The organism is Pedobacter westerhofensis (genome assembly GCF_900182595.1).
Lineage (GTDB): Bacteria > Bacteroidota > Bacteroidia > Sphingobacteriales > Sphingobacteriaceae > Pedobacter > Pedobacter westerhofensis.
Genome location: NZ_FXTN01000006.1, coordinates 292428 through 318785, shown reverse-complemented (window position 1 = coordinate 318785; position 26358 = coordinate 292428). Strand labels below are relative to the sequence as shown.

General features: G+C 43.6%; 26 protein-coding genes. 4 read left to right on the top strand and 22 right to left on the bottom strand.

Features of this window, described 5'->3' with window-relative positions; all coding sequences use genetic code 11:
• Positions 1-17 precede the first annotated feature (17 nt).
• From FN831_RS13895 to FN831_RS13885, 3 genes are all read right to left on the bottom strand, one after another.
• On the bottom strand, positions 18-629 hold the full coding sequence (locus FN831_RS13895) for a superoxide dismutase (RefSeq protein WP_142528778.1): 612 nt from the start codon (positions 627-629) through the stop codon (positions 18-20).
• Between the two features lie 81 nt (positions 630-710).
• The gene (locus tag FN831_RS13890; protein WP_142528777.1) at positions 711-1184 is read right to left on the bottom strand and encodes a nucleoside deaminase; all 474 of its coding nucleotides are present in this window, start codon (positions 1182-1184) and stop codon (positions 711-713) included.
• Positions 1185-1520 (bottom strand): tRNA-binding protein, encoded by a 336-nt coding sequence (locus FN831_RS13885; RefSeq protein WP_142528776.1) that lies wholly within the window; start codon positions 1518-1520, stop codon positions 1185-1187.
• 94 nt (positions 1521-1614) lie between these two features.
• Between FN831_RS13885 and FN831_RS13880 the strand changes: the two genes are divergently transcribed.
• Both FN831_RS13880 and FN831_RS13875 read left to right on the top strand, forming a co-directional pair.
• Complete coding sequence (locus FN831_RS13880; RefSeq protein WP_142528775.1) at positions 1615-2802, top strand: class I SAM-dependent rRNA methyltransferase; 1188 nt, start codon at positions 1615-1617, stop codon at positions 2800-2802.
• 94 nt (positions 2803-2896) lie between these two features.
• Positions 2897-3808: a bestrophin family protein gene (locus FN831_RS13875; protein ID WP_142528774.1), complete on the top strand. Its 912-nt coding sequence runs from the start codon at positions 2897-2899 to the stop codon at positions 3806-3808.
• Between the two features lies 1 nt (position 3809).
• Here FN831_RS13875 and FN831_RS13870 read toward each other — a convergent pair whose 3' ends face one another.
• Genes FN831_RS13870 through FN831_RS13855 form a run of 4 tightly spaced genes read right to left on the bottom strand, consistent with a single transcriptional unit; the run spans position 3810 to position 7289 of the window.
• Positions 3810-4865 carry a nucleoid-associated protein gene (locus FN831_RS13870; RefSeq protein WP_142528773.1) on the bottom strand — a complete coding sequence of 352 codons (1056 nt, stop codon included), beginning with the start codon at positions 4863-4865 and terminating at the stop codon, positions 3810-3812.
• 54 nt (positions 4866-4919) lie between these two features.
• Positions 4920-6218, bottom strand: coding sequence for a hypothetical protein (locus FN831_RS13865; RefSeq protein WP_142528772.1), 1299 nt, complete (start codon positions 6216-6218; stop codon positions 4920-4922).
• The gene (locus FN831_RS13860; protein WP_142528771.1) at positions 6215-6742 is read right to left on the bottom strand and encodes a hypothetical protein; all 528 of its coding nucleotides are present in this window, start codon (positions 6740-6742) and stop codon (positions 6215-6217) included. The genes FN831_RS13865 and FN831_RS13860 overlap by 4 nt, the downstream gene beginning before the upstream one ends.
• A complete protein-coding gene (locus FN831_RS13855) occupies positions 6726-7289 on the bottom strand; it encodes an RNA polymerase sigma factor (protein ID WP_246101515.1) in 564 nt (187 codons plus the stop codon). Before FN831_RS13855 ends, FN831_RS13860 begins: the two co-directional genes overlap by 17 nt.
• 146 nt (positions 7290-7435) lie before the next feature.
• Here FN831_RS13855 and aspS point away from each other — a divergent pair, with 146 nt between their 5' ends.
• Positions 7436-9181, top strand: coding sequence for an aspartate--tRNA ligase (gene aspS, locus FN831_RS13850; protein WP_142528769.1), 1746 nt, complete (start codon positions 7436-7438; stop codon positions 9179-9181).
• A 50-nt stretch (positions 9182-9231) separates the two neighbouring features.
• Here the strand turns inward: aspS and FN831_RS13845 are convergent, their stop codons facing one another.
• From FN831_RS13845 to FN831_RS13815, 7 genes are all read right to left on the bottom strand, one after another.
• A complete protein-coding gene (locus FN831_RS13845; protein WP_142528768.1) occupies positions 9232-9669 on the bottom strand; it encodes a hypothetical protein in 438 nt (145 codons plus the stop codon).
• Positions 9653-10033: a phage holin family protein gene (locus FN831_RS13840; RefSeq protein WP_142528767.1), complete on the bottom strand. Its 381-nt coding sequence runs from the start codon at positions 10031-10033 to the stop codon at positions 9653-9655. Before FN831_RS13840 ends, FN831_RS13845 begins: the two co-directional genes overlap by 17 nt.
• A gap of 54 nt (positions 10034-10087) precedes the next feature.
• Positions 10088-10354: a YtxH domain-containing protein gene (locus FN831_RS13835; RefSeq protein ID WP_142528766.1), complete on the bottom strand. Its 267-nt coding sequence runs from the start codon at positions 10352-10354 to the stop codon at positions 10088-10090.
• An 85-nt stretch (positions 10355-10439) separates the two neighbouring features.
• A complete protein-coding gene (locus tag FN831_RS13830; protein ID WP_142528765.1) occupies positions 10440-11492 on the bottom strand; it encodes an AI-2E family transporter in 1053 nt (350 codons plus the stop codon).
• A gap of 13 nt (positions 11493-11505) precedes the next feature.
• The gene (locus tag FN831_RS13825) at positions 11506-12909 is read right to left on the bottom strand and encodes a sigma-54-dependent transcriptional regulator (RefSeq protein WP_142528764.1); all 1404 of its coding nucleotides are present in this window, start codon (positions 12907-12909) and stop codon (positions 11506-11508) included.
• Between the two features lie 167 nt (positions 12910-13076).
• A complete protein-coding gene (locus FN831_RS13820; RefSeq protein ID WP_142528763.1) occupies positions 13077-13859 on the bottom strand; it encodes an enoyl-CoA hydratase/isomerase family protein in 783 nt (260 codons plus the stop codon).
• Positions 13860-13862: 3 nt separating this feature from the next.
• Positions 13863-14282: a cobalamin B12-binding domain-containing protein gene (locus tag FN831_RS13815; RefSeq protein WP_142528762.1), complete on the bottom strand. Its 420-nt coding sequence runs from the start codon at positions 14280-14282 to the stop codon at positions 13863-13865.
• Positions 14283-14361: 79 nt separating this feature from the next.
• Between FN831_RS13815 and FN831_RS13810 the strand changes: the two genes are divergently transcribed.
• Positions 14362-16023 (top strand): glutamine--tRNA ligase/YqeY domain fusion protein, encoded by a 1662-nt coding sequence (locus FN831_RS13810; RefSeq protein ID WP_142528761.1) that lies wholly within the window; start codon positions 14362-14364, stop codon positions 16021-16023.
• Positions 16024-16375: 352 nt separating this feature from the next.
• Here the strand turns inward: FN831_RS13810 and FN831_RS13805 are convergent, their stop codons facing one another.
• The 8 genes from FN831_RS13805 to FN831_RS13770 all read right to left on the bottom strand — a co-directional run bounded on the left by FN831_RS13805 (position 16376) and on the right by FN831_RS13770 (position 26239).
• The gene (locus FN831_RS13805; protein WP_142528760.1) at positions 16376-17209 is read right to left on the bottom strand and encodes an N-acetylmuramoyl-L-alanine amidase; all 834 of its coding nucleotides are present in this window, start codon (positions 17207-17209) and stop codon (positions 16376-16378) included.
• Positions 17210-17287: 78 nt separating this feature from the next.
• Positions 17288-18970 (bottom strand): dipeptidyl-peptidase 3 family protein, encoded by a 1683-nt coding sequence (locus tag FN831_RS13800; RefSeq protein ID WP_142528759.1) that lies wholly within the window; start codon positions 18968-18970, stop codon positions 17288-17290.
• Between the two features lie 372 nt (positions 18971-19342).
• Positions 19343-19711 carry a response regulator gene (locus FN831_RS13795; RefSeq protein ID WP_142528758.1) on the bottom strand — a complete coding sequence of 123 codons (369 nt, stop codon included), beginning with the start codon at positions 19709-19711 and terminating at the stop codon, positions 19343-19345.
• A gap of 11 nt (positions 19712-19722) precedes the next feature.
• Positions 19723-20286, bottom strand: a complete 564-nt coding sequence (locus tag FN831_RS13790) for a chemotaxis protein CheB (RefSeq protein WP_142528757.1) — start codon at positions 20284-20286, stop codon at positions 19723-19725.
• Positions 20286-21113: a CheR family methyltransferase gene (locus FN831_RS13785; protein WP_142528756.1), complete on the bottom strand. Its 828-nt coding sequence runs from the start codon at positions 21111-21113 to the stop codon at positions 20286-20288. Before FN831_RS13785 ends, FN831_RS13790 begins: the two co-directional genes overlap by 1 nt.
• The gene (locus tag FN831_RS13780) at positions 21113-21484 is read right to left on the bottom strand and encodes a response regulator (RefSeq protein ID WP_142528755.1); all 372 of its coding nucleotides are present in this window, start codon (positions 21482-21484) and stop codon (positions 21113-21115) included. The genes FN831_RS13785 and FN831_RS13780 overlap by 1 nt, the downstream gene beginning before the upstream one ends.
• Positions 21485-21507: 23 nt before the next feature.
• Entirely contained in the window at positions 21508-25098 is a 3591-nt protein-coding gene (locus tag FN831_RS13775; RefSeq protein ID WP_142528754.1) for a response regulator, read from the bottom strand.
• Positions 25099-25114: 16 nt separating this feature from the next.
• Positions 25115-26239, bottom strand: coding sequence for a hybrid sensor histidine kinase/response regulator (locus FN831_RS13770; RefSeq protein WP_142528753.1), 1125 nt, complete (start codon positions 26237-26239; stop codon positions 25115-25117).
• Positions 26240-26358 lie beyond the last annotated feature (119 nt).

Below are 26358 nucleotides of genomic sequence, written 5' to 3'. Positions count from 1 at the left end.
ATCACCCTATTTCAATATTATCCGTTTGCTTTTTTGAAGCGCTCAGCAACAGCGTCCCAGTTCACAACATTCCAGAATGCTGCAATATAATCAGGACGTTTGTTTTGATATTTTAAGTAATAAGCATGTTCCCAAACATCCATACCCAGAATAGGCGTGCCTTTAACTTCAGCAACATCCATTAATGGATTATCCTGGTTAGGAGTAGAAGAAACTACTAATTTATGGTCAGCACCAACACTTAACCATGCCCATCCGGATCCAAAACGGGTAGTACCTGCTTCAGCGAATTTAGTTTTGAAATCAGCAAAAGAACCAAAGGCAGCTTTGATTGCCTCAGCCAGTTCACCTGTAGGCTCACCACCTTTACCATGACCTAAAACTTCCCAGAACAGAGAGTGATTGTAATGGCCACCGCCATTATTTCTCACTGCTGCAGGAAATTTAGAAATATTTTTAACGATATCCTCAATACTGTGAGTTGCTTCAGGTTTACCTTCCAAAGCTTTGTTTAGGTTGGTAACATAAGCCTGGTGATGTTTATCATGGTGAATTTCCATGGTTGTTTTATCGATATGCGGTTCTAGTGCATCTGTTGCGTAAGGTAACGCAGGTAATTCAAAAGCCATATTATTATGTTTTTAAGTTTAAAATTTATTCTTCAACAAAGATAACATTCGAGGTGTAGTTTTGTTCAATAGTTTGTCAAATTAACCCCTCCTGGTCTCAAAAAAGCGTGTCATCAGCCGGCCGCAGTCTGCAGCAAGAACACCGCCCTTCAGCAAAGTTTTGGGATGCAGCAGATTATTGCTTTTGGAACTGAAGCCCCTTTTGGGTTCTGTTGCACCATACACCAGGCGCCCGATTTGTGTCCAGTATGCTGCACCGGCACACATTACGCAGGGCTCAACAGTTACATAGAGCGTACAATCCTTCAGGTATTTCCCTCCCAAGGTCTGGCTTGCGGCTGTAAATGCCTGCATTTCTGCATGGGCGGTTACATCGTTCAGTTGCTCGGTCAGGTTATGCCCGCGGCCTACGATCCTGTTTTTACAAACGATCACTGCACCGATCGGAATTTCTTCGCTTTCAAAGGCCTTCTGTGCTTCATGCAGCGCCATCAGCATATAATGTTCATCTTCTTTATCCTGATCCTTTACATCAGAGAAATCATAGTATGTCATTTAAATCATTTTACTGCCGTTTGGAACTTTGCCATTCAGCGTTGTGAGCACAATATCTCCGTTTTCATCAGCGAAACCGGTTACCAGGAATTCAGACATGAACTTACCGATCTGCTTCCTTGGGAAATTGGTAACGCCTACAATCTGCTGTCCTACCAGCTCTTCTTTTGTATACAGCGCTGTAATTTGTGCGCTGCTCATTCTGATCCCGTATTCGCCAAAATCCACTTTAACTTTATAGGCAGGCTTTCTGGCCTCCGGAAAATCCAGCACTTCCAGTATCGTTCCGGCCCTGAGCTCCACTTTTTCGAAATCGTCCCAGCTGATTGTTTCCATATAAATTGCATTGAATTGGTAATGCCATAAAATTACAAATCTTAGCCATATAAAATGCCCTTTCCAGCCTATTGCTTTTTACTACCTTTGCAGCATGATCGATGTGATACTAAAAAAGGGCAAGGAAAAAGCGGCACTGCAAAAACACCCATGGATATTTTCGGGAGCGATAGATAAAGTAAAGGGCTCTCCCCTGAATGGCGAAGTTGTAAAAGTTCTTGCGGCAGACAAATCTTTTCTGGCCTATGGTTATTATAACAGCGACTCGCGGGTAGCCGTACGGCTCCTGGAATGGGATGAGGAAAAGACGATCGGCAAAGACTGGTACCACAGTAAATTAAAGCAGTCCATCGCTGCAAGGGCGCATGTACTGAACAACGAGGACACCAATACCTGCAGAATGGTCTTCAGCGAAGCTGATTATCTTCCCGGCCTGATCGTAGATAAATATGCTAACTTTCTGTCATTACAGATCCTGAGTGCGGGGATAGAAAATGTAAAAGCAGATATCATCGATATTTTAAGAACAGAACTAAATCCTGCGGGGATATTTGATAAAAGTGATGCTACAGCGCGTACCCATGAGAAACTTGAGCTTTCGCAGGGACTGCTCTGGGGAGAAACGCCTCCGGAGTTTATCGAAGTAAGGGAAAATGGTGTGCGTTACCATATCAACATTGCTGAAGGACAAAAATCCGGCTTTTATTGCGACCAGCGTGATAACAGGGAAATCCTTGCTGCCTATACCAAAGACAGGGAAGTGCTCGATTGCTTCTGCTATAGCGGAGGTTTTACCTTAAACAGTTTAAAAAACGGTGCTAAACATGTAACCAGTGTAGACAGTTCGGCGCTAGCCATAGAAACACTCCAGCACAATCTTGGTTTAAACGGCTTTACTGAAGACCAGCAAACCAGTATTCAGTCTGATGTAAACAAACAACTGCGCGCCTTTAAGGACGAAGAAAGGAAGTTTGACGTGATCATACTGGACCCGCCAAAATATGCACCATCACGCTCGGCATTAGACCGGGCAGCACGCGCCTACAAAGACCTTAACCGTTTAGGTATGCTATTGCTCAATCCAGGAGGCATCATGGCCACATACTCCTGTTCCGGAGCAGTAGATCTAGAAACATTCAAGCAGATTATCGCCTGGGCTGCCCTGGATGCAGGGAAAGAAGTGCAGATCATCAGGCAGTTTCATCAGCCCGAAGATCATCCGGTACGGATTTCATTTCCCGAGGGAGAATATTTAAAGGGTTTGCTGATCAGGGTGCTTTAGCCCGCTAAAACGTTCAGGAATAAGCAAAAACAAACAAATCAGCTATTTATTTGTAGGATAAATATTGTAAATTACATCAACGAAATCCAACCAGATGCTTATTGTCCAAAACATCAGACTTAGCCGTATCCTCAGAAATACATGGCAGATCGATATCATAATGATCATTTCCTGCACAGGAGCATACCTGGCCAGGGAGTTTTTAATTAAACATCATTTTGAATTGCCTTCCATTATCCCTACCGTTCTGGGTACTGCTATTGCCTTTTTTATTGGATTTAACAATAACCAGTCGTACGACAGGTGGTGGGAAGCCCGAAAAATCTGGGGCGCACTGGTCAATGATTCCAGGTCATGGGCAAGATGTATTGTAACGTACCTCTCCGCAGGCGAAATGGAAGATCCGGAATTCAAGGCGCTGAAACGCAGCCTGGTGTTCCGGCAAATCGCATTCCTTTATGCCCTGAAAGCAAACCTCAGAAGCGCTGTGGATGAAAATTATCACACTTATCTGAGCGAAGATGACATGCAGGAAATCAGCAGCCATACCAATGTTCCCAATGCAATCCTTACCCTGCAGTCGAACGACCTTCAGCTGCTGAGCGAAAAGGGGATGATAGACGGGTTCCGTTTTATGGAGATGAACCAGCTGCTGGTAAAATTTACCGATGAAATGGGCATGTCTGAGCGTATCAAAAACACGATATTCCCTACTACCTATAATTATTTCACCAAGGTATTCATCTGGTTATTTGTGGTTTCATTAACCCTGGTGATCAGTCAGTTTGCAGGCCTCTGGTCTATCTTTCTGGGCTGGCTGGTAGGATTTGTATATGTATCTACGCAAATCAACGGAATGAGCCTTGTTGATCCTTTTGAAAATAACTCATCGGCCATCCCACTGAACCAAATTACACGTACCATCGAAATTAACCTGCTGCAGATGATCGGTGAAGAAAATATTCCCAAACCTGTTAAGCCAATCCACAAGGAATATATTCTTTAAACTATTCCTCTTCTTTAAAATAAACCTTATAATAGTTCATCGATTTATCATCATCAAAGCCTTTCTCGATGAGTTCTTTATTCCCGTGGATATAGATATGGAAGTTTTTATCCAGCTTTAATACGCTTTTGAAAACCTTGGCCTGTTTTTTAACCGCAGCGCCCGAAATATCAAAAGTATCGGCAATAGCGGTATCGAATTCCTCTTCGTAGCTTTTTTTGAAGTTTTTAAAAGACTCAATGCCTTCTTTATTACCGATCACCTCGTTGGAGAACTCATCCAGGTCAAAGCTTTCCTTCTCCTTAAAATACTTCATTGACTTATTAAGCAGGTCAATTTTATCGGCCTTGCTGATATCATATTCCTGATCCAGCTTTTCGGTCACGAAGTTCTTGTAAACGCCCATCACATTGCTGGTCTGGTTATAATTATCATTTCTAACCTTCAGCTTCAGAAACTCATCTTTCCAGTACACGGCTTCTGCACTGCGGTTGGTCTGGTCGATCACAGCAACCTTAAAACCTTCTTCTTTCTCGGTATTAAAGATCAGACAGCCTTTATCCAGTTTATTGATATTGATGGCTTCTTCTTCATAACTGAGTTTAAAACCTGCCTGCTCCGGATATACCTTTAAGTACGTTTCTTTGGTTTCCGATTTAAAGATGCCGATGGCATCATGCAATTCACCTTCAATCTGTACATTTTCGAAATAAGCCACATACAGTTCTCCGGCCTTTATTTTGGGGTGACTGGAGATATCATACAGATATTTTGCCAGCTGCACACTGTTCTCGTGAAATTTAGCGCCATCTTCAAACACTTGTGCAATAAAGTGATATACCTCATTTAAGTTCAGGTCATTATTGGGATGCGTAAAGCGGAAGATCTCATTTACCTTCTCATACGGACTGAGGAAATACTGTATGAGCAGGTTTTTCAGCAGTTCGTCCTGAATATGCATGGAAGCTTCAGATAAAACATAGAACTCATCCTGTGCTTTATTGCCTATTCTGTGGATAGAAAGCTCTGCCAGAGAGGCTTCGAAAAAAGTGATCATATTCGCGGCGGTTTAATATTTGTTAAAGGCCCCAAAAATACTTTTCTTCTTCCGTTATTTAAAAGAAACATTGCCATAACTGGCGTCAATCTGAACAGTAGAGCTTCCGCCGTTCCCTATTTTACCAGTGTAATGTTTGGTAGAAGAATGCCTGTTGTCATCATCATCGCCCTGGCTGGTAACCCTTGTGTTATTATCATATCTAAAGTTGCCGTAACTTTTCTGCAGGCTAAAGTCGCCATTGAACGAAGCCGTGAAACCCAGCGTTATATTCACATAATCGGCATCAACAACCAACCTTTTACAACCAGGGTTAATTTCCGACACCGTAAAATGATTGTAGCTCATTTTTAAATTTCCGTCTCCTTTTAATGTTCCGATAGTTACTCCCGTATATTGCGATCTGAGATTAAGCCTGCCAACAGAACCTAATGTGAGGGCGTTATACTGTTGTTTGACCATTGCATTTCCTTTAACCGTGCCCACATTAACAGTAGCATACTGTACATCAAGATCAAGATTGTTGACCGATCCTATCTTTAATCCCGAGCCATACTGCTGTTTGATGGTGGCATCGCCCCTGATGGCAGTGATGTCAACGGCGGCATACTGGGCATTCAGATCGAGTGTCCCCACGCTGCCAATGGTTAAGCCAGAGCCATACTGCTGTTTGATTGTTGCTTTGTTCAGCTCCTGGATGTTTGTTTTTCCATACTGTACAGAGACATAGTTATTCAGGTCAGAAAGGCTGCCTGCATTGAAATCCCCGTACTGCACTTTGGCATTTAGCGGACCGGAGAAATCCCCCATATTCACATTCCCAAACTGCTGGGACAAGTTCAGCGAATTTGAAGCAGGAAGATAAACCACATACCCCACCTTGATCTCTCTTCTTCTGTTCCCGTTGGTCCAGAGGCTGCGCCCGTCCTCAATCTTTGTTTTGCAGGAAATGATATCACCGGTTTTGTCTGCATTAATATCAACCTGATCGATCAGGTTCTGGGCTTCCTTTTCGCTGTTACTGAAAGCTTTGATGGTGATATCGATTTTCACTTCTTTTCTGTCCCATGTTTTGATCGTCATCGAACCATACATATTACTGAGCACAATTTTGTCAGACCTGTCTGCAGGAAAGGTCTTACTGATTGTCCTGGTACGCGCAGCGTCATCATCCCTGTCCCGGGCAGTAGTATGGCCATCCTGCCAATGATCAGCATTCATGTTCGTATTGGTTCCTGTATTTACCGCATAATTTGAATGCGCTGTTATTTCGGGCAGCGGTGTTTCCTGCGCAAATCCCTGCGTAAACGCAGCTGTCAGTAACAATGCGCCCCCTATCATTAATCTGTTCATATCTTATTTTCCTTTTTAAACTCGCTTACTTCGCTGATAATGGACAATTGCTGGCTCAGCAACTGCAGCTGCATTTCAAGGTTCTTTACCATGGCCTTTACAATGATTTGCTGGTTGGGGCTCGACGGCAGTTGTTTCCTCAGGCCGTCATAAGCCGTGCTTAAGGTTTGTAGATCGGCACTGAATTTCCGGTAAAGTTCGGGGTTCATCTCAGCAAAAATCTGTAAGCTATCCCTTTTCTCTTCGATCATACTGGCAAATTTAACCTGCCGGTTTGCATAGGCCGGGTTAACATCGGCAATGCTCATCTTATTTTTCCTGCCCGGATGCGCAAAGAAAAAAGTAATTGACATCAGCACAATCGCCGAAGCCGCAATGCTCATCCACAGCTGGATATTAAATTTCTTTCTTGGTTTTTTTTTGTCAAGTTCCTTTTCAATTTTGTCCCACAGACCGGCCGAAGGACGGTCGGTATCAAATTCCCTTTTGTTCTCTTTAATAAAATCCTCAATTTCTGTGTTCATCTCTTCCTCCTGTCTTTTCTAACATATTTTTTAATTTCATTTTTGCACGCATCAACTGTGAGCGTGAAGTCACCTCAGAGATTTTAAGGATATGCGAAATCTCTTCATGGTCATACCCTTCAAACAGATAAAGCGTAAGTACCACCCTGTAACCATCCGGCAAACGCCTCACAGCGGCCTTTACTTCTTCTACCTTCCATTCCAGCTCCTGATGGTCGTCCGTTTTCTGCTCTGCGATCTCCATTCCGTCTATGCTCACAAACTCGGCCCTTCTCTTTCTCAGGCAGTTGATCGATTTGTTGATAATGATCTGTTTTAACCAGAGTCCGAATGTGGTGTCGCCCCTGAAATCCCCTATCCGTGTAAACGCATCCAGAAAGGCCTCCTGCAAAACATCCTCGGCCTCAGCCTCATGGTTCACGATCCTGAGGGCAGCACTGTACATAGCTTTCTCATACAACTTGTATAATTCAAATTGTGCTTTTCGGTTCCCGTTCCGGCAACCATTAACCAGATCAATATTCTTATCGATGTATACTGCTTCCAATGTTTTCGTATTCGCTATAAATGACGCAGGCTTTTTAGAAACGTTGCACCCGATGGAAAAAACTTTTGAATATACCATGCTAAATCAATAACAGTTGAAATATATGGCTCAAAATGAATATTTTTGCGGCTTAATCCGATTGAATAATGTTAAGAACAACAACTTGCGGAGCGCTGACGATAGATAATTTAGGCGAAAACGTAATTCTGTGCGGTTGGGTGCAGAAATCCAGAGACTTGGGAGGAATGACTTTTATTGACATCCGTGATCGCTACGGCATCGCCCAATTGGTATTTAATATGGATGACAACCGTGAACTGTGCGAAGCTGCCCGTAGTCTGGGCCGTGAATTTGTAATTAAAGCCAGCGGACTCGTTGTTGAACGTTCCAATAAAAACCTGAAAATGCCAACCGGAGAAGTGGAAATTAAAATCACGGCTCTCGAAATATTGAATGCTTCGAAAATACCACCTTTTCTGATAGATGATGAAACTGATGGCGGCGACGATCTGCGTATGAAATACCGCTATCTGGACCTGAGAAGAAACCCGGTAAGAAACAATATGGTGTTGCGTCACCGGATGGCACAATCCGTAAGGAGATATCTGGATGCACTGGACTTTATTGAAGTTGAAACTCCGGTTTTAATTAAATCAACACCTGAAGGCGCAAGAGATTTTGTGGTACCAAGCCGTATGAATGCGGGTGAGTTTTATGCTTTGCCGCAATCTCCGCAGACTTTTAAACAGCTGCTGATGGTATCTGGCTTTGACAGGTACTTCCAGATCGTGAAATGTTTCAGGGACGAAGACCTGCGTGCAGACAGGCAGCCTGAATTTACCCAGATCGACTGTGAGATGTCCTTTATTGAACAGGAAGATATCCTGAATACTTTTGAGGGCCTGATCAGGACGCTGTTTAAAGAGGTTAAAAACTTTGACCTGCCTGAAGTTCCGAGAATGCAGTATGCAGATGCCATGCGCTGGTATGGTTCTGATAAACCGGATACCCGTTTTGATATGCGTTTTGTAGAACTGAATGAACAGACTAAAGGAAAAAACTTCCCGGTATTTGACAATGCAGAACTCGTAATCGGGATCAATGCAAAGGGCTGTGCGCATTACACGCGCAAACAGATGGATGAGCTGACCGATTTTATTAAACGTCCGCAGATCGGCGCTACGGGGCTGATTTACGCAAGACATAATGAAGATGGGTCAGTTAAATCTTCGGTAGATAAGTTTTACAGCGAAGAAGATCTTAAAAAATGGTCTGAGGCACTGCAAACACAGCCGGGCGATTTAATGCTGATCATGGCAGGTGTAAAAGATAAGGTGCGCAAGCAGCTCAGCGAGCTTCGTTTAGAAATGGGAGGCAGACTGGGGCTACGTGATAAAAACGTTTTCAGTGCCCTCTGGGTACTGGATTTTCCATTACTGGAATGGGACGAAGAATCTGAGCGTTACCATGCCATGCACCACCCTTTTACCTCTCCTAAACCAGAAGACATCGCATTACTGGATACTGATCCGGGAGAAGTGAGGGCTAATGCCTATGATATGGTGGTGAATGGAACTGAAATTGGCGGCGGATCTATCCGTATCCATGACAGGACACTGCAGGCGCTGATGTTCAAGCACCTTGGCTTCTCTGCAGAAGAGGCACAGAAACAGTTTGGCTTCCTGATGGATGCCTTTGAGTTCGGCGCTCCCCCGCACGGAGGTATCGCCTTTGGATTTGACAGGCTTTGTTCGATCTTTGCGGGACTTGACAGCATCCGTGATGTGATCGCCTTCCCTAAGAACAATTCAGGCAGGGATGTTATGATCGACAGTCCTTCGACCATCGATGAGAAACAACTGAAAGAACTGAAGATAAAAAGCAGTTTATAATATTAAAAATTCATTTAACTGAAAAAGGAGCCATAAGGCTCCTTTTTCAGTTAATAAGTTTCGCTGTCCGGCGGGATTCCGTAATCTGCAAATGCAGGCGACTTCCCTTTAGACTTTTTTTTAAAAAGCCCCTTTACTGAATTAAATATTCCCGACAGGTGTTCTGCGTCAAGTGTTTTTCCAAATTTACTAGTGGCCAGGCCAACAAGTGTTTTGGTAATAAAGCCCGATCCGCGGAAGAAGGTACTGTTCATCAGTACCGGCAACACCAGCGACATCAGTTTACTGCTGATATTCAGCTTATCATCCACCTTTAAAAAAGATGAGGGGGTTGCATATTTTTTGATCAGGTTCCCGGGCGTAAATTGCTTCACGTACGTTGTGGCGTCGCTCTTCAGCATCGTCTCCTGAATTTTATAATCAACTCTGAGGCTGGTTAACCTGATATTCAGATCGTGCAGGTTATTAATATTATACTTTCTGCTCATCGTCTTCGTCCTCCTCTAATTTTTTAAAATACTTCCTGATGATAAAGTTTACTATCGCCTTTTCAATAAAATTATCTTTTGTGACGAACACAATAATCGCCAGGATCAGATAAATCAGTGCCACACTCCCGAAACCGGCAGTATAACTTCCAAAAATCGAAGAAAGGAATAATGCAAGCGTAATACTGCCCAGAATAAATGCAAGCGTAAAACAAACAGCAACAATAGCTGTCGTGATCATGTCCGCAAAAAGCTTAGAGCCTCTTTTAACAAGGAAAAGCCTTGTATATTCTACCCGGGTATCCAGGTAGGTCTTGGCTTCTGCAAGTATATCCTGAAAATCCTTTTCTTTCTTTTCTTCCATTGGTTTTTATCTATAGGTATTGTTATGGTTTGTTCAACTGGTTATATGACGCGGTTAAGCGTGCTCAACGTCGTCAACAAATTCTTCTTCGGTGTCCTGCAGTTTGCTTTTCACAGAAGTTACTACTTTATCTTTCAGGCTGGCAAGGTGATTGATCTCATCTGCTGCCCTGTCTTTAATCGTATCTCCAAGATCTTTAAGCGACTGGCTCAGCCTGTCACGTGTTTCACTTCCTTTTTCAGGAGCAAACAATAATCCTAATGCCGCACCTGCAGCTAAACCAGTTAAGAGTCCAATTAATACTTTTGAGTTATCGTTCATGACTTTAATTTTTATGTTTAATAATGATTTTTGTAGCGTAAACGGAATGTAATTCTGACAATGGTGCTTATATCCCTTATGATTGTTATAACTCCTCAGATTCGGAAATTGTTTTGATTCTTTCCAATCTTTCGGTGGCCATAGCGCTGGTTTCATATATTTTGATCAGCAGAATAAAATAAGACAGCAATAACGGCCCGAAAACAAGGCCAAGTATCCCAAACAGCGGTATACCGATAACCACACCGATCACAGTGATGATCGGATGGATATTACCTACCCGCTTTGCGATCATAAACCTGATGACATTGTCAATATTGATGATCACAACAAAGCCAAAGATAAGCATTGCCCATCCTGCAGCATTATGCCCGTCAGCAATCTGAAGTATTGCGGCAGGAACAAAGATTACCGGCGGCCCCAGGATGGGAACAAATGAGATAAAAGTAGTAATTACTCCCCAGAACACCGGATCAGAATAGCCAAGGACATAAAAAGAAAGACTCACCAGTGAGCCCTGTACCAGCGCAATAAAGCCCTGCCCCAGCACATTGGCATAAGTGGTATTGCGCATCTCAAGGGCAAAACGCTGTGCATTCTGCGCTCTGAAGGGCGCATATTTAACCAGGGCCGCTTCAAACTGCTCATGCTGTACTAGCATAAAGTATAGCAGAAAATACATCAGCAATAGTCCCAGGATGATATTGAATGCCCCGGATATGAGCGAGGGAAACAGTTCGGTTGCCCAGGTCCCGCTTTTCTTTAAGCCTTCCTGCAGTAAATTCTGGGCATCTGTTCCGAGGGGAACGAGCCTTTTTAGTTTGATCAGGATATTTTGGAAATATAAATGATCGCTCTGCAGCTCATTGATCTTTTGGATCACCATACTGCTCAGCGCATAAAATGGCAAAATGATCACTACAATAGAAAGAAGCAGGAGCAAAATCGCTGAAAAGCTTCTGTTTAGCTTTTTGATTTCAACCAGGTAAATAAACCCCGGCCGCATAATGGTAAACAATACCAGTGTACTTAAAATGGAACCAAAAATCCCCTGCAGCGAATACGCAATCAAACATCCCAGGGCAATGATAATTACCAGGTTGATTGTGTTTCGCTGTTTATAGGTGAAGAGAGACATTCTCGAAAGCTTTTTAGGTATCCAGGTTAATTGCCTTCATTTTATTATACAGCGTTTTTCTGTCAATATTCAGAATTTTAGCCGCTTTCGTTTTGTTAAAATTCACTTCCCTTAAAACTTTCAGGATCGCCTCGTATTCAGCCTCAGAAGCAGCATTCTTCAGATCTCTTGATTTTTCATGATTTTTGTGAATGGTATTTTCAATGGCGGTTACTTTGGCATCAGTAGAAATTTCCAGCGGTAATGCCTTTAACTGGATCTCATCCGTTTCGGTCAGTAAAGTTGCCCTGCGCACCACATTTTTTAACTCTCTGACATTCCCCGGCCAGTTGTAGGTCAGAAAACATTCTTCCACATCCTTTGAGAACCCCTGTACATTCCTGCCCAGTTCTTCATTGGCAAAATCAAGGAACGTTTTGGCAAACACCATGATGTCTTTTCCCCTCTGGCTCAGTGGCGGAAGGTTGATAGAAAATTCATTGAAACGGTGGTACAGATCTTCCCTGAACCTCCCTTTTTGTATGGCAGTAGACAGGTTTTCATTGGTTGCTACAATAATCCTTACATCAAGGTCTATTTCCTTTGTGCTTCCGATGCGTTTGATTTTTCTCTCCTGAACAGTCCTTAATAAGGCTGCCTGAATTTCATACGAGAGATTCCCTACTTCATCCAGGAAGAGCGTGCCTCCGTTAGCCATTTCAAAATGACCAATTTTAGTATTTAATGCCCCGGTAAAAGAGCCTTTTTCATGTCCGAAGAATTCACTGCCAGCAAGCTCTTTGGTGAGCGAACCGCAGTCCATCGCCACAAAGGGCTGATCTCTCCTTGGACTGTTTAAATGAATTGCTTTTGCAACAGATTCTTTTCCGGTACCACTTTCGCCGGTAAGGATAACGCTGTATGATGTTGGTGCAACAAGCTGAATTTGTTTTAACAATTCTTTTGAGGCGATGCTCTGCCCGGCAACAAAGTTCTCCACCTGGTTATAAACAGGCTTCACAGCTTTTATCTTTTGTATCTCCCTGGCGCTTTCTGTAACAGAGTCATTTAAGGCAACCTGGGTATCAATAGCTTTATTTATGGTATTTAAAATCTCATCCGGGTACAATGGCTTGGTGATGTAGTCATACGCCCCCAGCTTGATCAGCTCAACGGCAAGTTTGATATCTGAATAGCCCGTAATAATAATTACACCAGTCTGGGGATAGCTTTCTTTGATCTTGATCAGCATTTCCTTACCGTCAGTATCTTCCAGTCTGTAATCACACAATACAAGATCGTAATGTTCTTTTGTCAAATATTCATGCGCAGAAACACCACTGGTAGCGGTATCTACGTTAAAGCCGTTCCTGGTCAAGAATTTTGACAATAGTAATCCTATATTAACTTCATCATCTATTATTAGTATTCTTTTCATATATAGCACCAATTCTAAACTAATTCGATGATAAATATAAAGAATTATTTTCTATGGGAAATATTTTCTACAGTTTTATCTTAGTATTCCCCCCTTTTATATGTAAATAATTTGTTAACAGCCTGTTAAACAGGGCGTCAAAATTTAATCCATTAATACCAAAGGAGTTACCTTCCTTTAAATACGGGTGCTCTCTTCTCTAAAAAGGCAGAAACACCCTCGTTAAAATCCTCATTGCCAAACCGTTTACCAAATTCCTGGATCTCAGTTTCAAAGCCATTTATCCCTTCACAATAAACTGCATTCACGGCCCGGATAGCCGCAGATATGGCCAATGGTGCCCTTTGCCTGATCTTGTTCAGAATCTCTTCTGAGCGGCTGATCAGATCGCCGGCAGCTACCACATGGTTAACCAGCCCTATTTTTTCTGCCCGCTCCGCAGTAATCATTTCTGCAGTCATGATCATTTCTGCCGCCCTGCCCTTACCTACCAATTGTGTGAGCCGCTGTGTGCCCCCGTATCCTGGGATCAGCCCCAGTGTAACCTCGGGCAGTCCCAGCTTTGCCGTATCTGCCGCTAAGCGTATATGACAGGCCATCGCCAGTTCCAGTCCGCCACCTAGTGCAAACCCGTTTATTGCGGCCAGAAAAGGCTTGCTGGAATTTTCTATCGCATCAAATACTGTGATCTGCCCATTGCGTGCAAGCGCCTCGCCCTGCTCTGCAGTATACGATGAGAATTCAGAAATATCGGCACCCGCTACAAATGCCTTTTCTCCGGCCCCGGTAAGCAGTACAGCTTTCACCTCATCGCTGGTTTGCACAAAAGCAATTACATCAGCCAGCTCTGTAAGGGTATCTTTATTCAGTGCGTTTAACTTTTTTTCACGGTTGATCGTAATGTAAAGTATCTCATTTTTTATCCCGGTGAGTATGTTTTGATAGATCATATTTTAAAAGTTACGGTTTTCGGTAACCCAGTTACGGATGTAGTTCACTATGCTGAGCATGGTGGTCCCGGGAGCAAACAGCTCGCCGACCCCCAGGGCTTTCAGCTTCAGGATATCATTTTCAGGAATGATCCCGCCGCCGGTTAATAACACGCCGGTAAGTCCTTTATCTTTCATCAGTGTAATGATTTTCGGAAAAACAGTCATGTGCGCCCCGGACAGGATGGAAATCCCGATGGCGTCTACATCTTCCTGTAAAGCCGCGTTCACCACCATTTCCGGGGTCTGCCGTAATCCGGTATAAATCACTTCCATACCCGCATCACGCAGCGAAGTAGCAATGACTTTAGCCCCCCTGTCGTGTCCATCCAGACCAACTTTAGCTACTAAAACACGTATAGGCCTGTTTAATGTATTGCTCATAAATTATACCGATAGTCCTTCGTAAATGTAAGTAAATTAGCTCTTTTATATTAACTTTGGGCACAAAATTACAGTTTTTATGAGTGAGGAAAGATCATTGAACTTTATTGAAGAGATCATTGAAAACGATTTAAACGGTGGAAAATACGAGACGTTAGTTACCCGTTTTCCGCCAGAACCAAATGGGTATTTGCACATTGGTCATGCTAAAGCGATTTGCTTAAATTTTGGGCTGACCAAAAAATATGGCGGATACACCAACCTGAGATTTGATGATACAAATCCTGTAACCGAAAAAACTGAATATGTAGACAGCCAGCAGGAAGATATCCGGTGGCTGGGCTTTGAGTGGAAAAATGAATTATATACATCAGACTATTTTGACACGCTGTACGACTTTGCCGTTAAGCTGATTGAAAAGGGACTTGCCTATGTAGACAATGGCACAGCCGATGAAATTGCCGCATTAAAAGGAACGCCAACAGAACCGGGTACAGACAGTCCTTACAGGAACCGCAGCACAGCAGAAAACCTGGACCTGTTCAGCAGAATGAAAGCTGGTGAGTTTGAAGATGGTACTTGTATCCTGCGTGCAAAGATAGACATGGCCAGCCCCAACATGCTGATGCGTGATCCCATCATCTACAGAATTAAACATGCTGAGCATCACCGTACGGGAAATAAATGGTGCATCTACCCGATGTATGATTTTGCACACGGACAAAGTGACAGCATCGAAGAGATTACCCATTCGATCTGTACACTGGAGTATGTATCGCACCGCGAGCTGTACGACTGGTTCATTGCTGAGCTGGGCATCTTCCCTTCCCGCCAGTACGAGTTTGCGCGTTTAAACCTTACGTATACTGTGATGAGCAAGCGTAAGCTGCTGCAACTGGTAAATGAGGGATTGGTAGATGGATGGAATGATCCGCGCATGCCTACCATCAGCGGTTTAAGAAGAAGGGGCTATACCCCGGAAAGTATCCGCGAATTTTGTGAGAGGATCGGTATTGCAAAAAGAGAAAACCTGATTGAACTGAGTTTGCTGGAATTTTGTGTGCGCGAGCACCTGAATAAAACGGCCAACAGGGTAATGGCGGTACTGGATCCGATCAAACTGGTCATTACCAACTATCCTGAAGGAAAGACGGAAACGCTTATCGGAGAGAACAACCCCGAAGCAGAAGATAAAGGCGGTACAAGAGAAATTCCTTTCAGCAATGAGCTTTGGATCGAACGTGAAGATTTCATGGAGGAACCTGCAAAAAAATGGTTCAGACTTGCTCCGGGAGCGATGGTTCGCCTCAAAAATGCTTACATCGTGAAGTGCGAAGATTTTATCAAAGATGCAGAAGGAAACGTCACCGAGATTCGCTGTACCTATATCCCTGAATCAAAAAGTGGTGAAGACACCAGCGAAATCCATGTTAAAGGAACGATCCACTGGGTAAGTACTGCCCATGCAAAAACTGCCGAGATCAGGGTTTATGACCGTTTGTTCTCTGTAGAATCTCCGGATAGCGAGGAAGGTGATTTCAAGGATTACCTGAACCCTGAGAGTATGAAGGTGATTAAAGAAGCTTATATCGAACCTTACCTGGCTGATGCAGACTTAGATTCTCGCTACCAGTTTATCCGTAAGGGATATTATTGCCTGGATAAAGATTCTACGGCTGATCATCTGGTGTTTAACCAGACTGTAGGGCTGAAGGATGCCTGGGCGAAAGTGAAGAAGTAAGATTGGTCAGGGTTTTTTAAAGATCATCCGGCTTCGCTGAAAAAAGAGGTGTATTGTATTCCGGCTGCATTAATTTGCTACGCAAAAGAACGCCAGGCCGGAATACAGTGCAGCTCTTTTTTCTTGGTTTATCCTGTAGCATGATGCTTACAGCAAAACCCCGTGATAAATCTTAAGAAGGGGGGCGTCCGGTAGCATGATGCTTACAGCACCCCCGCCCGGACCATCCCCCAGGATAGTCTTGATCAATTATGGTATACCATATGACGGCCTGGCGTCGTCGAGCGCAGCGAGACTATGAAGCCGGAATATGGTATACTAAAATTGTAAAATATCATCCCCCTTACAACTCCTACATATACTTCCTGTACAGATTAAACAAGATCATCGTATCAGACTGGGTAAGCACCGGTGTGATGTCCGTTTGTACAAAATGACGTTTAAAAGCTATTATCGCTGCTGGCATGTTGCTGATATCATATCCGATAATCCGTAATGCGATAGCCGGGTCAAACTCTGCAGGCGGGATCTGCAGTACATCATCATACCATAATCCAAATCCCTGCTCCGCAAGTTTTTTCCATGGAAACTTATTAGGGTCAATTTTCCTTTTAGGCGCAATATCAGAATGCCCGATAAAGCCCTGTGCCGGAATATTGTATTTCTTTTTCAATGTGGTAAGCACAGCGATCAGGCTGTTGATCTGTGCATCGCTATAGGGTTCATCCCCGTTGTTATCCAGTTCAATGCCCAGAGAGCAGGAATTCAGGTCTGTCTCATTGCCCCATTTGGCCACACCGGCATGATTTGCCCGCAGGTAATCATTTACCATGTGCACTACCTTTCCGTCCCGGCCGATCACATAATGTGCGCTGGTACCGGTGGATTTAAGTGTAAATGTTTTGATGGTCTGGTCAGTGGAAGTCTGCGCTGTATGATGTATGATCACAAAGTTTGGTTTCCTGATGCCAAAGTTTACCGACCCGATAAAGAACTGCTGGTCCGGGGCAACCATTTCGGCAGTTTGTGTTAAAGGCGGCATTTCTTTCAGGGTATTCCCAAACACGTTGGCCTGTTCCTTGTATATTTTATTGGTTGCAGCATACTTATTGGTACTGCAGGCAGCAAGAACAAACAAAGGAATACTCAGGAGTAAACTGCTTTTCCAGTTGTGGGGTTGTTTCATCTGTTTAATATATGTGTTTCATTTGTTACACCAGACCCCCTGATGCAGGGCTGAGAGCAGGTAAATATAGATTGAATTTTATTTCACGCCCAACACATCAGCGCCTTGCTCAAAGATAATATCTACAGGGATTTTTTTGGTGCTTAATCTGTCCAAATCCGATTGCAGTTCTGTTCCGATCTGTGCATTATCTTTTCTCACTTTCTCCACGGCGGCTTTGTCTCCATTTCCCTGAAGGGTAAGGATGAGGCTGCTGAGGCCGTTCATGGCATTTCCAAACTTCGTGTAATCTATCTTATAAGTTCCGTTTGCCGTTCTCGAAAAGGCGCCCTGTGCCTTGAAGTAATTGAAGCACTGCATGTTTGCCTGCCCGTGTGCCTCTGAGGCACCAAATCTTACGGAGCGCAGCAAGCCGGCCATAAATGTGGTATAGTAGGCTTTAATATCTCCGCTAAGGGCTCCTTTTTTTAGCAGTCCGGTTACCATATAAAGCCCCAGGACATCGGCTTTGCCTTCTTCGAGCCAGCTGTATTGTTCTTTGAGCGCGGCTTTAACATAGCCTTTGCCATTTATTGTTTTTTTAATTCCCAGTCCGTGCGCTACTTCATGAAACATGATGTTGGCAAAAAAAGCGTCAAAAACCACATATTTTTGCTGGTCTTTATCGATGAGCTCTGTGGCAATTGGCAGCAGGATCTTGTCGAACTTTGCTTTCATCGTATTTTTCAGCTGCGCTCTCCTGGTGCCTTTCTTTTGCTGGATAAGCGCATCATTAGGCAGATTTACCGCTATGGTCTTTGATCCGGCATTACAATCACCTGCGTAGTATACCACATCATAGGCGTTTAATTCTGAATCAGTGCCAGGTTTCTCCTGTTTGTATTTCTGGGCTACCGGTAAGCCTTTTTGTAATTCAGGAAGGAGGCGCACATATTTTTCCAGGCGTTTGCTCCAGGCTTTATCTTTTACCAAAACATAAGCTTCAAAGGAAGTGCGGGCATTAAATAGTTTGTCCTCGTAATTTTCAATTGGCCCGACAATCATATCGAGGCTATTGTTTTTCATATCCAGCCAGGCGTAGTCGCTCGGAATGTAGTTATCGGTTACCAGCGCATCTGCGCGCAGGTTCAGGTATTTTTTGAACGCGGCATCATCAGTAAGCAGCGCGGCCTGTTTCATCAGTGCAGAAGCCTGCTGTAACTCTGAGGCAAACAGTACGTGGTAAGGAACCACGGCTAAATTGCCGGCGGTATCCTTCTCGATAATAGAGTACTGGTTAAATTTGTCCTTCAGGGTGGATTTCTCCAGATCGGCTTTTGCCATACCGGCGGGATAAAATGTAGCGCCGGCAGGCCTTTGCCCCACACCGGAAACAAATGGCTTATCATTATTTAACCTGTCCCAGGGGCCGTAATTGATCTTTATAAAATTCTTTGTGTCTTCATCTTTTGTAACGGCGAGCAGACTGTCGCGCTGGGGATAGGTTTGTCTCCAGAACAGTTCGTCCATAATCTGGGCTGCCTGAATCAGCAGGGGAAGTACTTTGCGGTCGTTAACGCTAAGAACATTCAGGTTTGTAGTAAGCTTCACAGGTTCATAGATACCTATTCTGCTGTGGACATATGCCGGCAGGCTGTCCTTTACCACCGTTGTTTTTGTTGTCTTCGTGGTTTTTGTGTCTGAATTGCTATTGCAGGATGCAATTCCTGCGATTATCGAGCATCCCGTAATAAACAGGGCTGCCTTGGTATATTTGATCATGTTAGTTTTTTAATAACGCAACTAAATTAGGAAAAATAACAGGGCGTACATAAAGTTTAACCGTCTGGAGTGCATTTATGTAAATATTAGTGATTTCAAAGCGACAGATATTAGTTTCAGCACCTGATTTGCCACTGCAATATAATAGTATTGTTTTTCCGAATGGGATGCTATTTACCAGGAAAAAAGCACTCTGATTGTGCATTAGAGCGCTATGCTTAAGAAATAATTACGTTGTTTCTGCGCATTTTACGCTAAAATAGCGCAGTCGTAACGCAGATATAGCGCACACATTGCGCTCTGATGTAAAGACTACTCTAACGGTCACAAAACAAACGGAGGAAGAATAACCATGATATCAGGTAATCTCTCTTAAGCAGGAAGATGTTTTAAGATAATGTTTTCCAGCTCCTGGATATCAAAAGGCTTGGACAGATAACCGTCTGCCCCGGCCTGATCGGCAAGCAGCATCACATCGTTATTCGCAGAGAAGTAGATCACAGGGATATTCTTCAGCGTTGCATGCCCTTTTAGCTCCCTGGTGGCTTCAATACCACCAATGTCTGGCAACCAGTTATCCATGAAGATAATGTCTGGTATATAGGCCGAAACCTGGTCGATGATATTATTTGAAGTAGAGGAGGTCTTAATTTCATAACCAGCATCCTCGAGAATGAACGTACAAAGTTCAAGAATATCTGTATTGTCATCAAAAATGAAAACCTTTTTTTGCTCAGCCATTTATATTAAAATTAAGACAACAAATTTATAAATTCTGCCATATCTTCAATGCCCAAAGTATAATCTATTTTAGCATGTATGGCAGCTTGTTCTGGCATATAAGCCACTTGTGCGGTAGCAGGGTCCTGTATTACTGCAATTCCTCCCCATCCATTCACACTTTTTAATCCGTTTACCCCATCGGCGTTAGAGCCGGAAAGCAATAAACATACTAATTTTTCTCTGTAAACTTCTGCGGCGGTTTGAAATGTTGCATCTATTGCAGGCCTTGAATAATTAATTTTTTCAGAATAATCCAATGAGAAGGTATGGTCCTGTTCGATCAGCGTATGGTAATCTGAGGGAGCGATATAAACCCTTCCGGCAAGAACCGGCTCCTTCTCATCTATTTCTTTGACGATAAGCCGTGTCCGCCCCGACAATAGCTCCGGCAGCAGGGAGTCTGTACCATGTTTCCTGTGGATGACGATAACGATAGGAAAGCTTAGGTCAGGTCTAAGCAAGGGAAGTACTTTTAGCAGTACATCCAGGCTCCCGGCAGAGCCTCCGATTATTAACGCATCACATTTTCCCATCAGATGACTTTTCTCCAGATTTTTTCAGCAGGAATTCTTTTATAATTTGGAGAGATCGGAGAAAAGTCAAGCGTTTCTTTGGTCCCCAGCGCCAGATAACCGAGCCCTTCAAGACTGTCGTCAAAAAGTCTCAGCACCTTATGCTGCAAATCCCTGTCAAAATAAATCAGTACATTCCTGCATAGTATAAGCTGAAATTCGTTAAAAGAATGATCAGAAACAAGATTGTGTGTAGAAAAAATAAGTTTACTTTTCAGCTCGTCGTTAAACTTGGCCAGCGAGTAATTTGCGGTATAATAACTGGAGAAATCATTGATGCCGCCAGAGAGGATATAATTTTCTGAATATTGCTTCATCTGGCTCATCGCAAACATCCCCTGCGAAGCTTTCTCCAGTACAATAGGATTAAGATCAGTTGCGTAAACCAGCGATTTATGAAGCAGGTTAAGCTCTTTAAGAATGATAGAGATCGAATAAGCTTCCTCTCCTGTTGAACAGCCTGCCAGCCAGATCCTGATAAAAGGATAGGTACCCAGTTTTGGCAAGACAACGTCCCGCAGTGTTTTAAAAAATACCGGGTCCCTGAACATTTCAGTTACGTTTACCGTGATCTGCTCAACAAAACGTTTAAAATAAAAGGTGTCATTGTTGATCCTGTAACGGAATTCTGCAAAACTCAGGGCTTTATCCAGTGAGTACAGCCGCAGTATCCTGCGTTTTATAGAAGCCTTTGAATAGCCCGTAAAATCGTAGCCGTAATGTTCCAGGAGATCTGCCAGCAGAATCTCCACCTGTCCATCGGTGATTGTAGGTAATTCAAGGTTCATTATATATATTTTACCAGCAGGTCCGTTAAGGTATCTACATTAATTGGCTTTGAAACATAGCCCACGGCACCCGCATTTAAACAGCGCTCCCTGTCTCCAAGCATCGCCTGGGCGGTAACAGCAATCACAGGTATACTTTTCAGTTCCGGGTCCTGGCTCATTTTTGCGATGGCTTCATACCCGTCCATTCCCGGCATCATCATGTCCATCAGCACTACGCCAATATTTTTCTCTTCTTCCAGTAGCTGAAGCCCCTCCTCCCCGCCAATAGCAGAAAGGCAATGGTACCCTTTTGCTTTAAGCACGGCTGTTAAAGCAAAAATATTCCTGTTATCGTCATCAATTATCAGTACTTTTTTATTAGTCTCCATATACATAAACACATGGTAATTTCTTAAATTTTATCATAAAGCCATACACGTAACAAAGAAATGAGCTGGTCTACATCCACAGGTTTGGAGATATAGTCTGAGGCGCCCGCAGCGATACATTTTTCACGGTCTCCCATCATCGCTTTGGCTGTAACAGCCAACACCGGTAAATGTTTGAACGCAGGTATTTTTCTAATTTCCTTTGTGCTCTCATATCCGTCCATTTCAGGCATCATCATATCCATCAGCACAAGATCTACCCCAGGGTTCTCTCTCAGCACCTGCAGTGCTTCTTTTCCGTCTGTAGCGGCCAGAATTTTCATCTTATGCTGCTCCAATGCTTTGGTAAGCGAAAAGATATTCCTGACATCATCATCAGCGATTAGTACGGTTTTATTGGCCAGCACCTCATACAGCCCTCTTAAGCCTTCAGAGTTTTTGACCTTTTTACTTTCTACCGTTTTCTCTTCAACCAGATGAAGGAAAAGTGCGGCTTCGTCCAGTATACGCTGGTAAGAATGCGCCGTTTTTACGACAATTGAATCCGCATATTGCTTGATTCTCTGCTCTTCCCCTTTTGACAGGTTCTTTCCGGTGAAAATGATGATTGGCAAGTTTTCAAGCCCTTCAGTTTTTTTAATGGTTTCAAGCGTCAGATAAGCATTCTTGTCTGGCACGCCCATATCCAGGATCACACAATCAACTTCATTTTTTTGGAGCGCATCAACACTCTGCGCAACATTGTTCACTACTTGCGTCTGGATATTAGAGTTGCTGAGAAAATAGCTCAGTGCCTTGGCATGCTGCTCGTTTTCCTCAACAATCAGCACCTTTTTAGGATGGCGGCTCAGGGCAGTTTCCAGTTTCTGGAAGATCTGCTGCATATGCTCCAGCGCAAAAGGCTTATTAATGAAGTCTACCGCGCCCATCAGTAAACTTTCTTTTTTAACTTCCAGGGAAGACATGATATGCACCGGGATCGGTCTTGTTGCAGGATTGGCTTTTAATTCTTCCATTACCTGCCAGCCATCTTTAATGGGCAGCTGTATATCAAGCAGGATCGCAACGGGCTTATAATAGTTGGCCAGCTCAATTCCAATATCGCCCCTTACTGCAACAATACCTTTATAATCCCTTTTACGGGTAAAATTCAGCAGCGTCTTGGCAAATGGGGTATCATCTTCAATAATCAGGATTACCTTATCTCCCGGTTGTATGTCATTCCTGTCATCTTCTACGTCCTGCGGAATATGGTCTACCGTAAAGCGCTCGTGCACCACAACCGGCCTGTCAGTATAGCCTGCCGGTGCAAGGAGCTCCGGGTTAACGACAGAAACAATCTCCTCTTCAGTCTCCGCCCGTACTACCGGCAGCGTAAGTGTAAAAGTACTTCCCTCATATTCTTTACTCTCCAGGTCAATTTCGCCGCCAAGCAATTTGGCAAGCTCCCTGCTGATGGATAAGCCTAAACCTGTACCGCCAAACCGTCTTCTCGTAGAGCCGTCTGCCTGCTGGAAGGCTTCAAATACCAGCGACTGTTTGCTTGGGGCAATACCAATCCCGGTGTCGGTTACACTAAACAGGATATTTCCTGCCTTTGCAGCATTCTTTATGGTTAAAGTAACACTGCCCTTGGTTGTAAATTTGATTGCGTTGGAAAGCAGGTTCTTAAGGATTTGTTCCAGGCGCATTTTATCGGTATAAATGGCTGGAATTGCTTCGCCCATTTCGATCAGCAGTTCCAGGTTCTTATTTTTTGCGATTGGATTAAAGAGCGACCTCATATCGGTTGCCACTTCATTCAACCCAACATCGGCAAGTTCCAGTTTCATTTTACCTGCCTCAATCTTGGAAAGGTCAAGGATTTCATCGATCAGCCCCAGCAGTCCCTGTCCGGAGCTCTGGATCACCTCTGCATATTCAATATATTCAGGATCAAGCTCCTTGTTATCAGACATGAGTTTGGAAAGCAGTAAAATAGAGTTCAGCGGCGTGCGGAGTTCATGAGACATATTGGCAAGAAACTCAGACTTGTATTTTGTGCTCTGCTCCAGCTGTTCTGACTTCCGCTGAATTTCAAGATTATGCTCTTGTATCAATTGGTTTTTTTCTTCGAGAAGTGTGGTTCTTTCTTCCAGCTCCTGATTACTCTGCAGCAGTTCTTCCTGCTGTACGCGCAGTTCTTCTTCAGAGGTCTGGATTTTCTGGCTTTGCGCCTCCAGTTCGGCATTGAGTCCTTCAAGCTCACTGTGCTGTGCCTGCAGTTCTTCTGCCTGTGCCTGCGTTTCTTCCAGGAAGTCCTGTAATTTCTTACGGTTCTGGGATACATGCACCGCAACGCCGATATTGTTGGCTATGCTATTCAGAAAATCCAGCTGTAAGGGTGTAAATACGTTGAGCGAACCTATTTCGATCACACCAACTACAGCCCTGTCCCTCACGATGGGCAGGGCAACAATATTTCTTGGTTTGGTATTTCCGGCAGCATAACTAATCGTCAGCTCGTCATTGGGAATATCGTTCAGCAGGATTTGTTTTCCTGATTTCACCGCCTGTCCGGCAAGGCCCTCTCCCGGTTTTAAAATCTCTTTCCTCTGATCTTCCAGCAGTGCATAACTTCCTGCCAGATGCAGCATCCGGTCTTCTTCAAGCAGGTAAAATGCAGCAACCTGTGCATCGGTATGCTGGATAATGTTCTCCAGGATATCATTTGCCAGCGTACCCAGGCTTTTTTCGCCTACCATTTTATCATTCAGGCTGGCAATGCCTGTTTGCAGCCATTCTTTATCTGCAAGCAGCGAAAAGGAGTACTGCAGCGATTCCGCCATGGCATTTAATGAGCCTGCCAGGCTGCCCAATCCGTCTTTAGTTTCCTCATCAAGCCTGATCTGGTAATTACCATTCGATATCTGACCGGCGATTTCACGGATAACGTCAATGCGGTGATCTATTTCATCATTCTTATGCTGCAGTTCCTGCTGCAGCTGAACGCGCGTATTAAAATCGCTAGATACCCTTCTGTAAAAGAAGAACGTGATCAGAATGGCAAGAAAGGCCGCGAAAATAATCAGGCCCGGCGTGTAACCTGCCAGCTTGTTCTGATCTGCCGTGCGTGTGGCCAGCAGGCTCTTTTCTTCCTTCTCCATTGCCTTGATCACCGTCCGGGCGTCATCCATATATTCCTTGCCGGTAAGCAAGTCGCCCACACTTACCGTGCCGCCTGATTCCTTTAATACAATGGTTTTTTCAATGATGTTCAGCCTGTTTTCTACAATCAGCCTCAGTTTTTTGACGCTCTGCTGCTGAAAAGGGTTGTCGGATGTCTGTGCTCCTACATTATCCAGCAGTACGATGGCCTTGGATTTGGCCCCGGTATAAGGCTGCAGAAATAGCTTGTCGGCAGTCAGCAGATATCCGCGCTGCCCTGTTTCGGCATCCTTTAGGGTAGATATGATTTCTTCCAGATTGGTGATGACCTGGTTACTGTGAGAAACCATCCTGGAACTTTTAACGAGATTGGTGATACTGATATAAGAAGCCAGAGAGCTAATAAAAAGTAACAATAAAGATAGCCCAAGCCCGATACGAAGGTTATTTTTTAGAGTTTTTTGCATAGTGAAAAAAAGTATGTTAATCTGATTCGGTCATTGAAATGAGCGGGATATTGAAATAGAATTCTGATCCCTCTCCAAAAATACTATTTACGCCCACCGTTCCGCCATGCCTCCTGATGATTTCTGCCGAAATGTATAAACCAATGCCCAGTCCCTGGAAATGTATGGCCGTTTCCTCAACCCTGTAGAACTTATCAAAAACATTTTTTTGCTGATCGGGTTGAATGCCTATACCAAAGTCTTTTACAGAAACAATCACACGGTCGCCATCAACTGCAACATGAATATGGACTTCAGTTGTTCCCGGCGCATATTTAATTGCGTTGGTCAGAAAATTTACGATCACCTGCTCAATCCGCATTTCATCAGCAAAAACTTCCTGCGGTACAGTTCCGGTTTTTGTGATCCTGAATTCGGGATTGGACTGATGAATGATTTCGATAATGCTGTCCAGTAAAATATTGAGGTCGAAATTTTTCTTGTTGAATTTAAGTTTGCCACTTTCAATTTTGGAGATATCAAGCAGGTCGGCAATCAGTTCATTAAGTTTATCAAGCTGTTGCTGTGCTTTTTGCAGATGGCGTTTCACAGTAGGGATATCACCTTTTTCGACGCTTCTCTCCAGCAATTGCACATATCCCTTTACACTGGTGAGCGGTGTTTTCAGTTCATGGCTGGCGATACTGATAAACTCATCTTTTTTTCTTTCGGCCTTCTTCCTGAATTCTATTTCTTCGAGCAAGGCACTTTGTATTTCGATGAGTTTTCTGCTCTGCTCATAGATCCTGTAAAAAGTTTTCACTTTGAGTAACAGGATATTCATATCAACAGGCTTTGTGATATAATCCAATCCGCCCGAGGAGTAGCCTTTAGTGATAAAATTAAGCCCTGTATTTGCTGCTGATAAAAAGATAATCGCTGTTTCTTTTGCTTTGCTGTATCCTGAAATCGCTTCTGCCACCTCAAAACCATCCATACCAGGCATCTGAACATCCAGAATAATCAAAACATAAGCGTTTTTAAGAACCTTTTTCAAAGCTTCTTCACCAGAAGAAGCGGTATCGACTTCAAAATTATGTCTTTCGAGAACTTTTTTGAGAGAAATTAGATTCTCCGGTGTATCGTCTACTATCAGGATCATTATTTAGAATAAATTGTTGCTTTCATCATGAACTGCTGCTGGTTATGTGCTGAGCGTTTGGTGTCAAAGTTATACAACTTTACAGAATAACCTATTTTCAAAGCTTTCCCTGCGTAAAA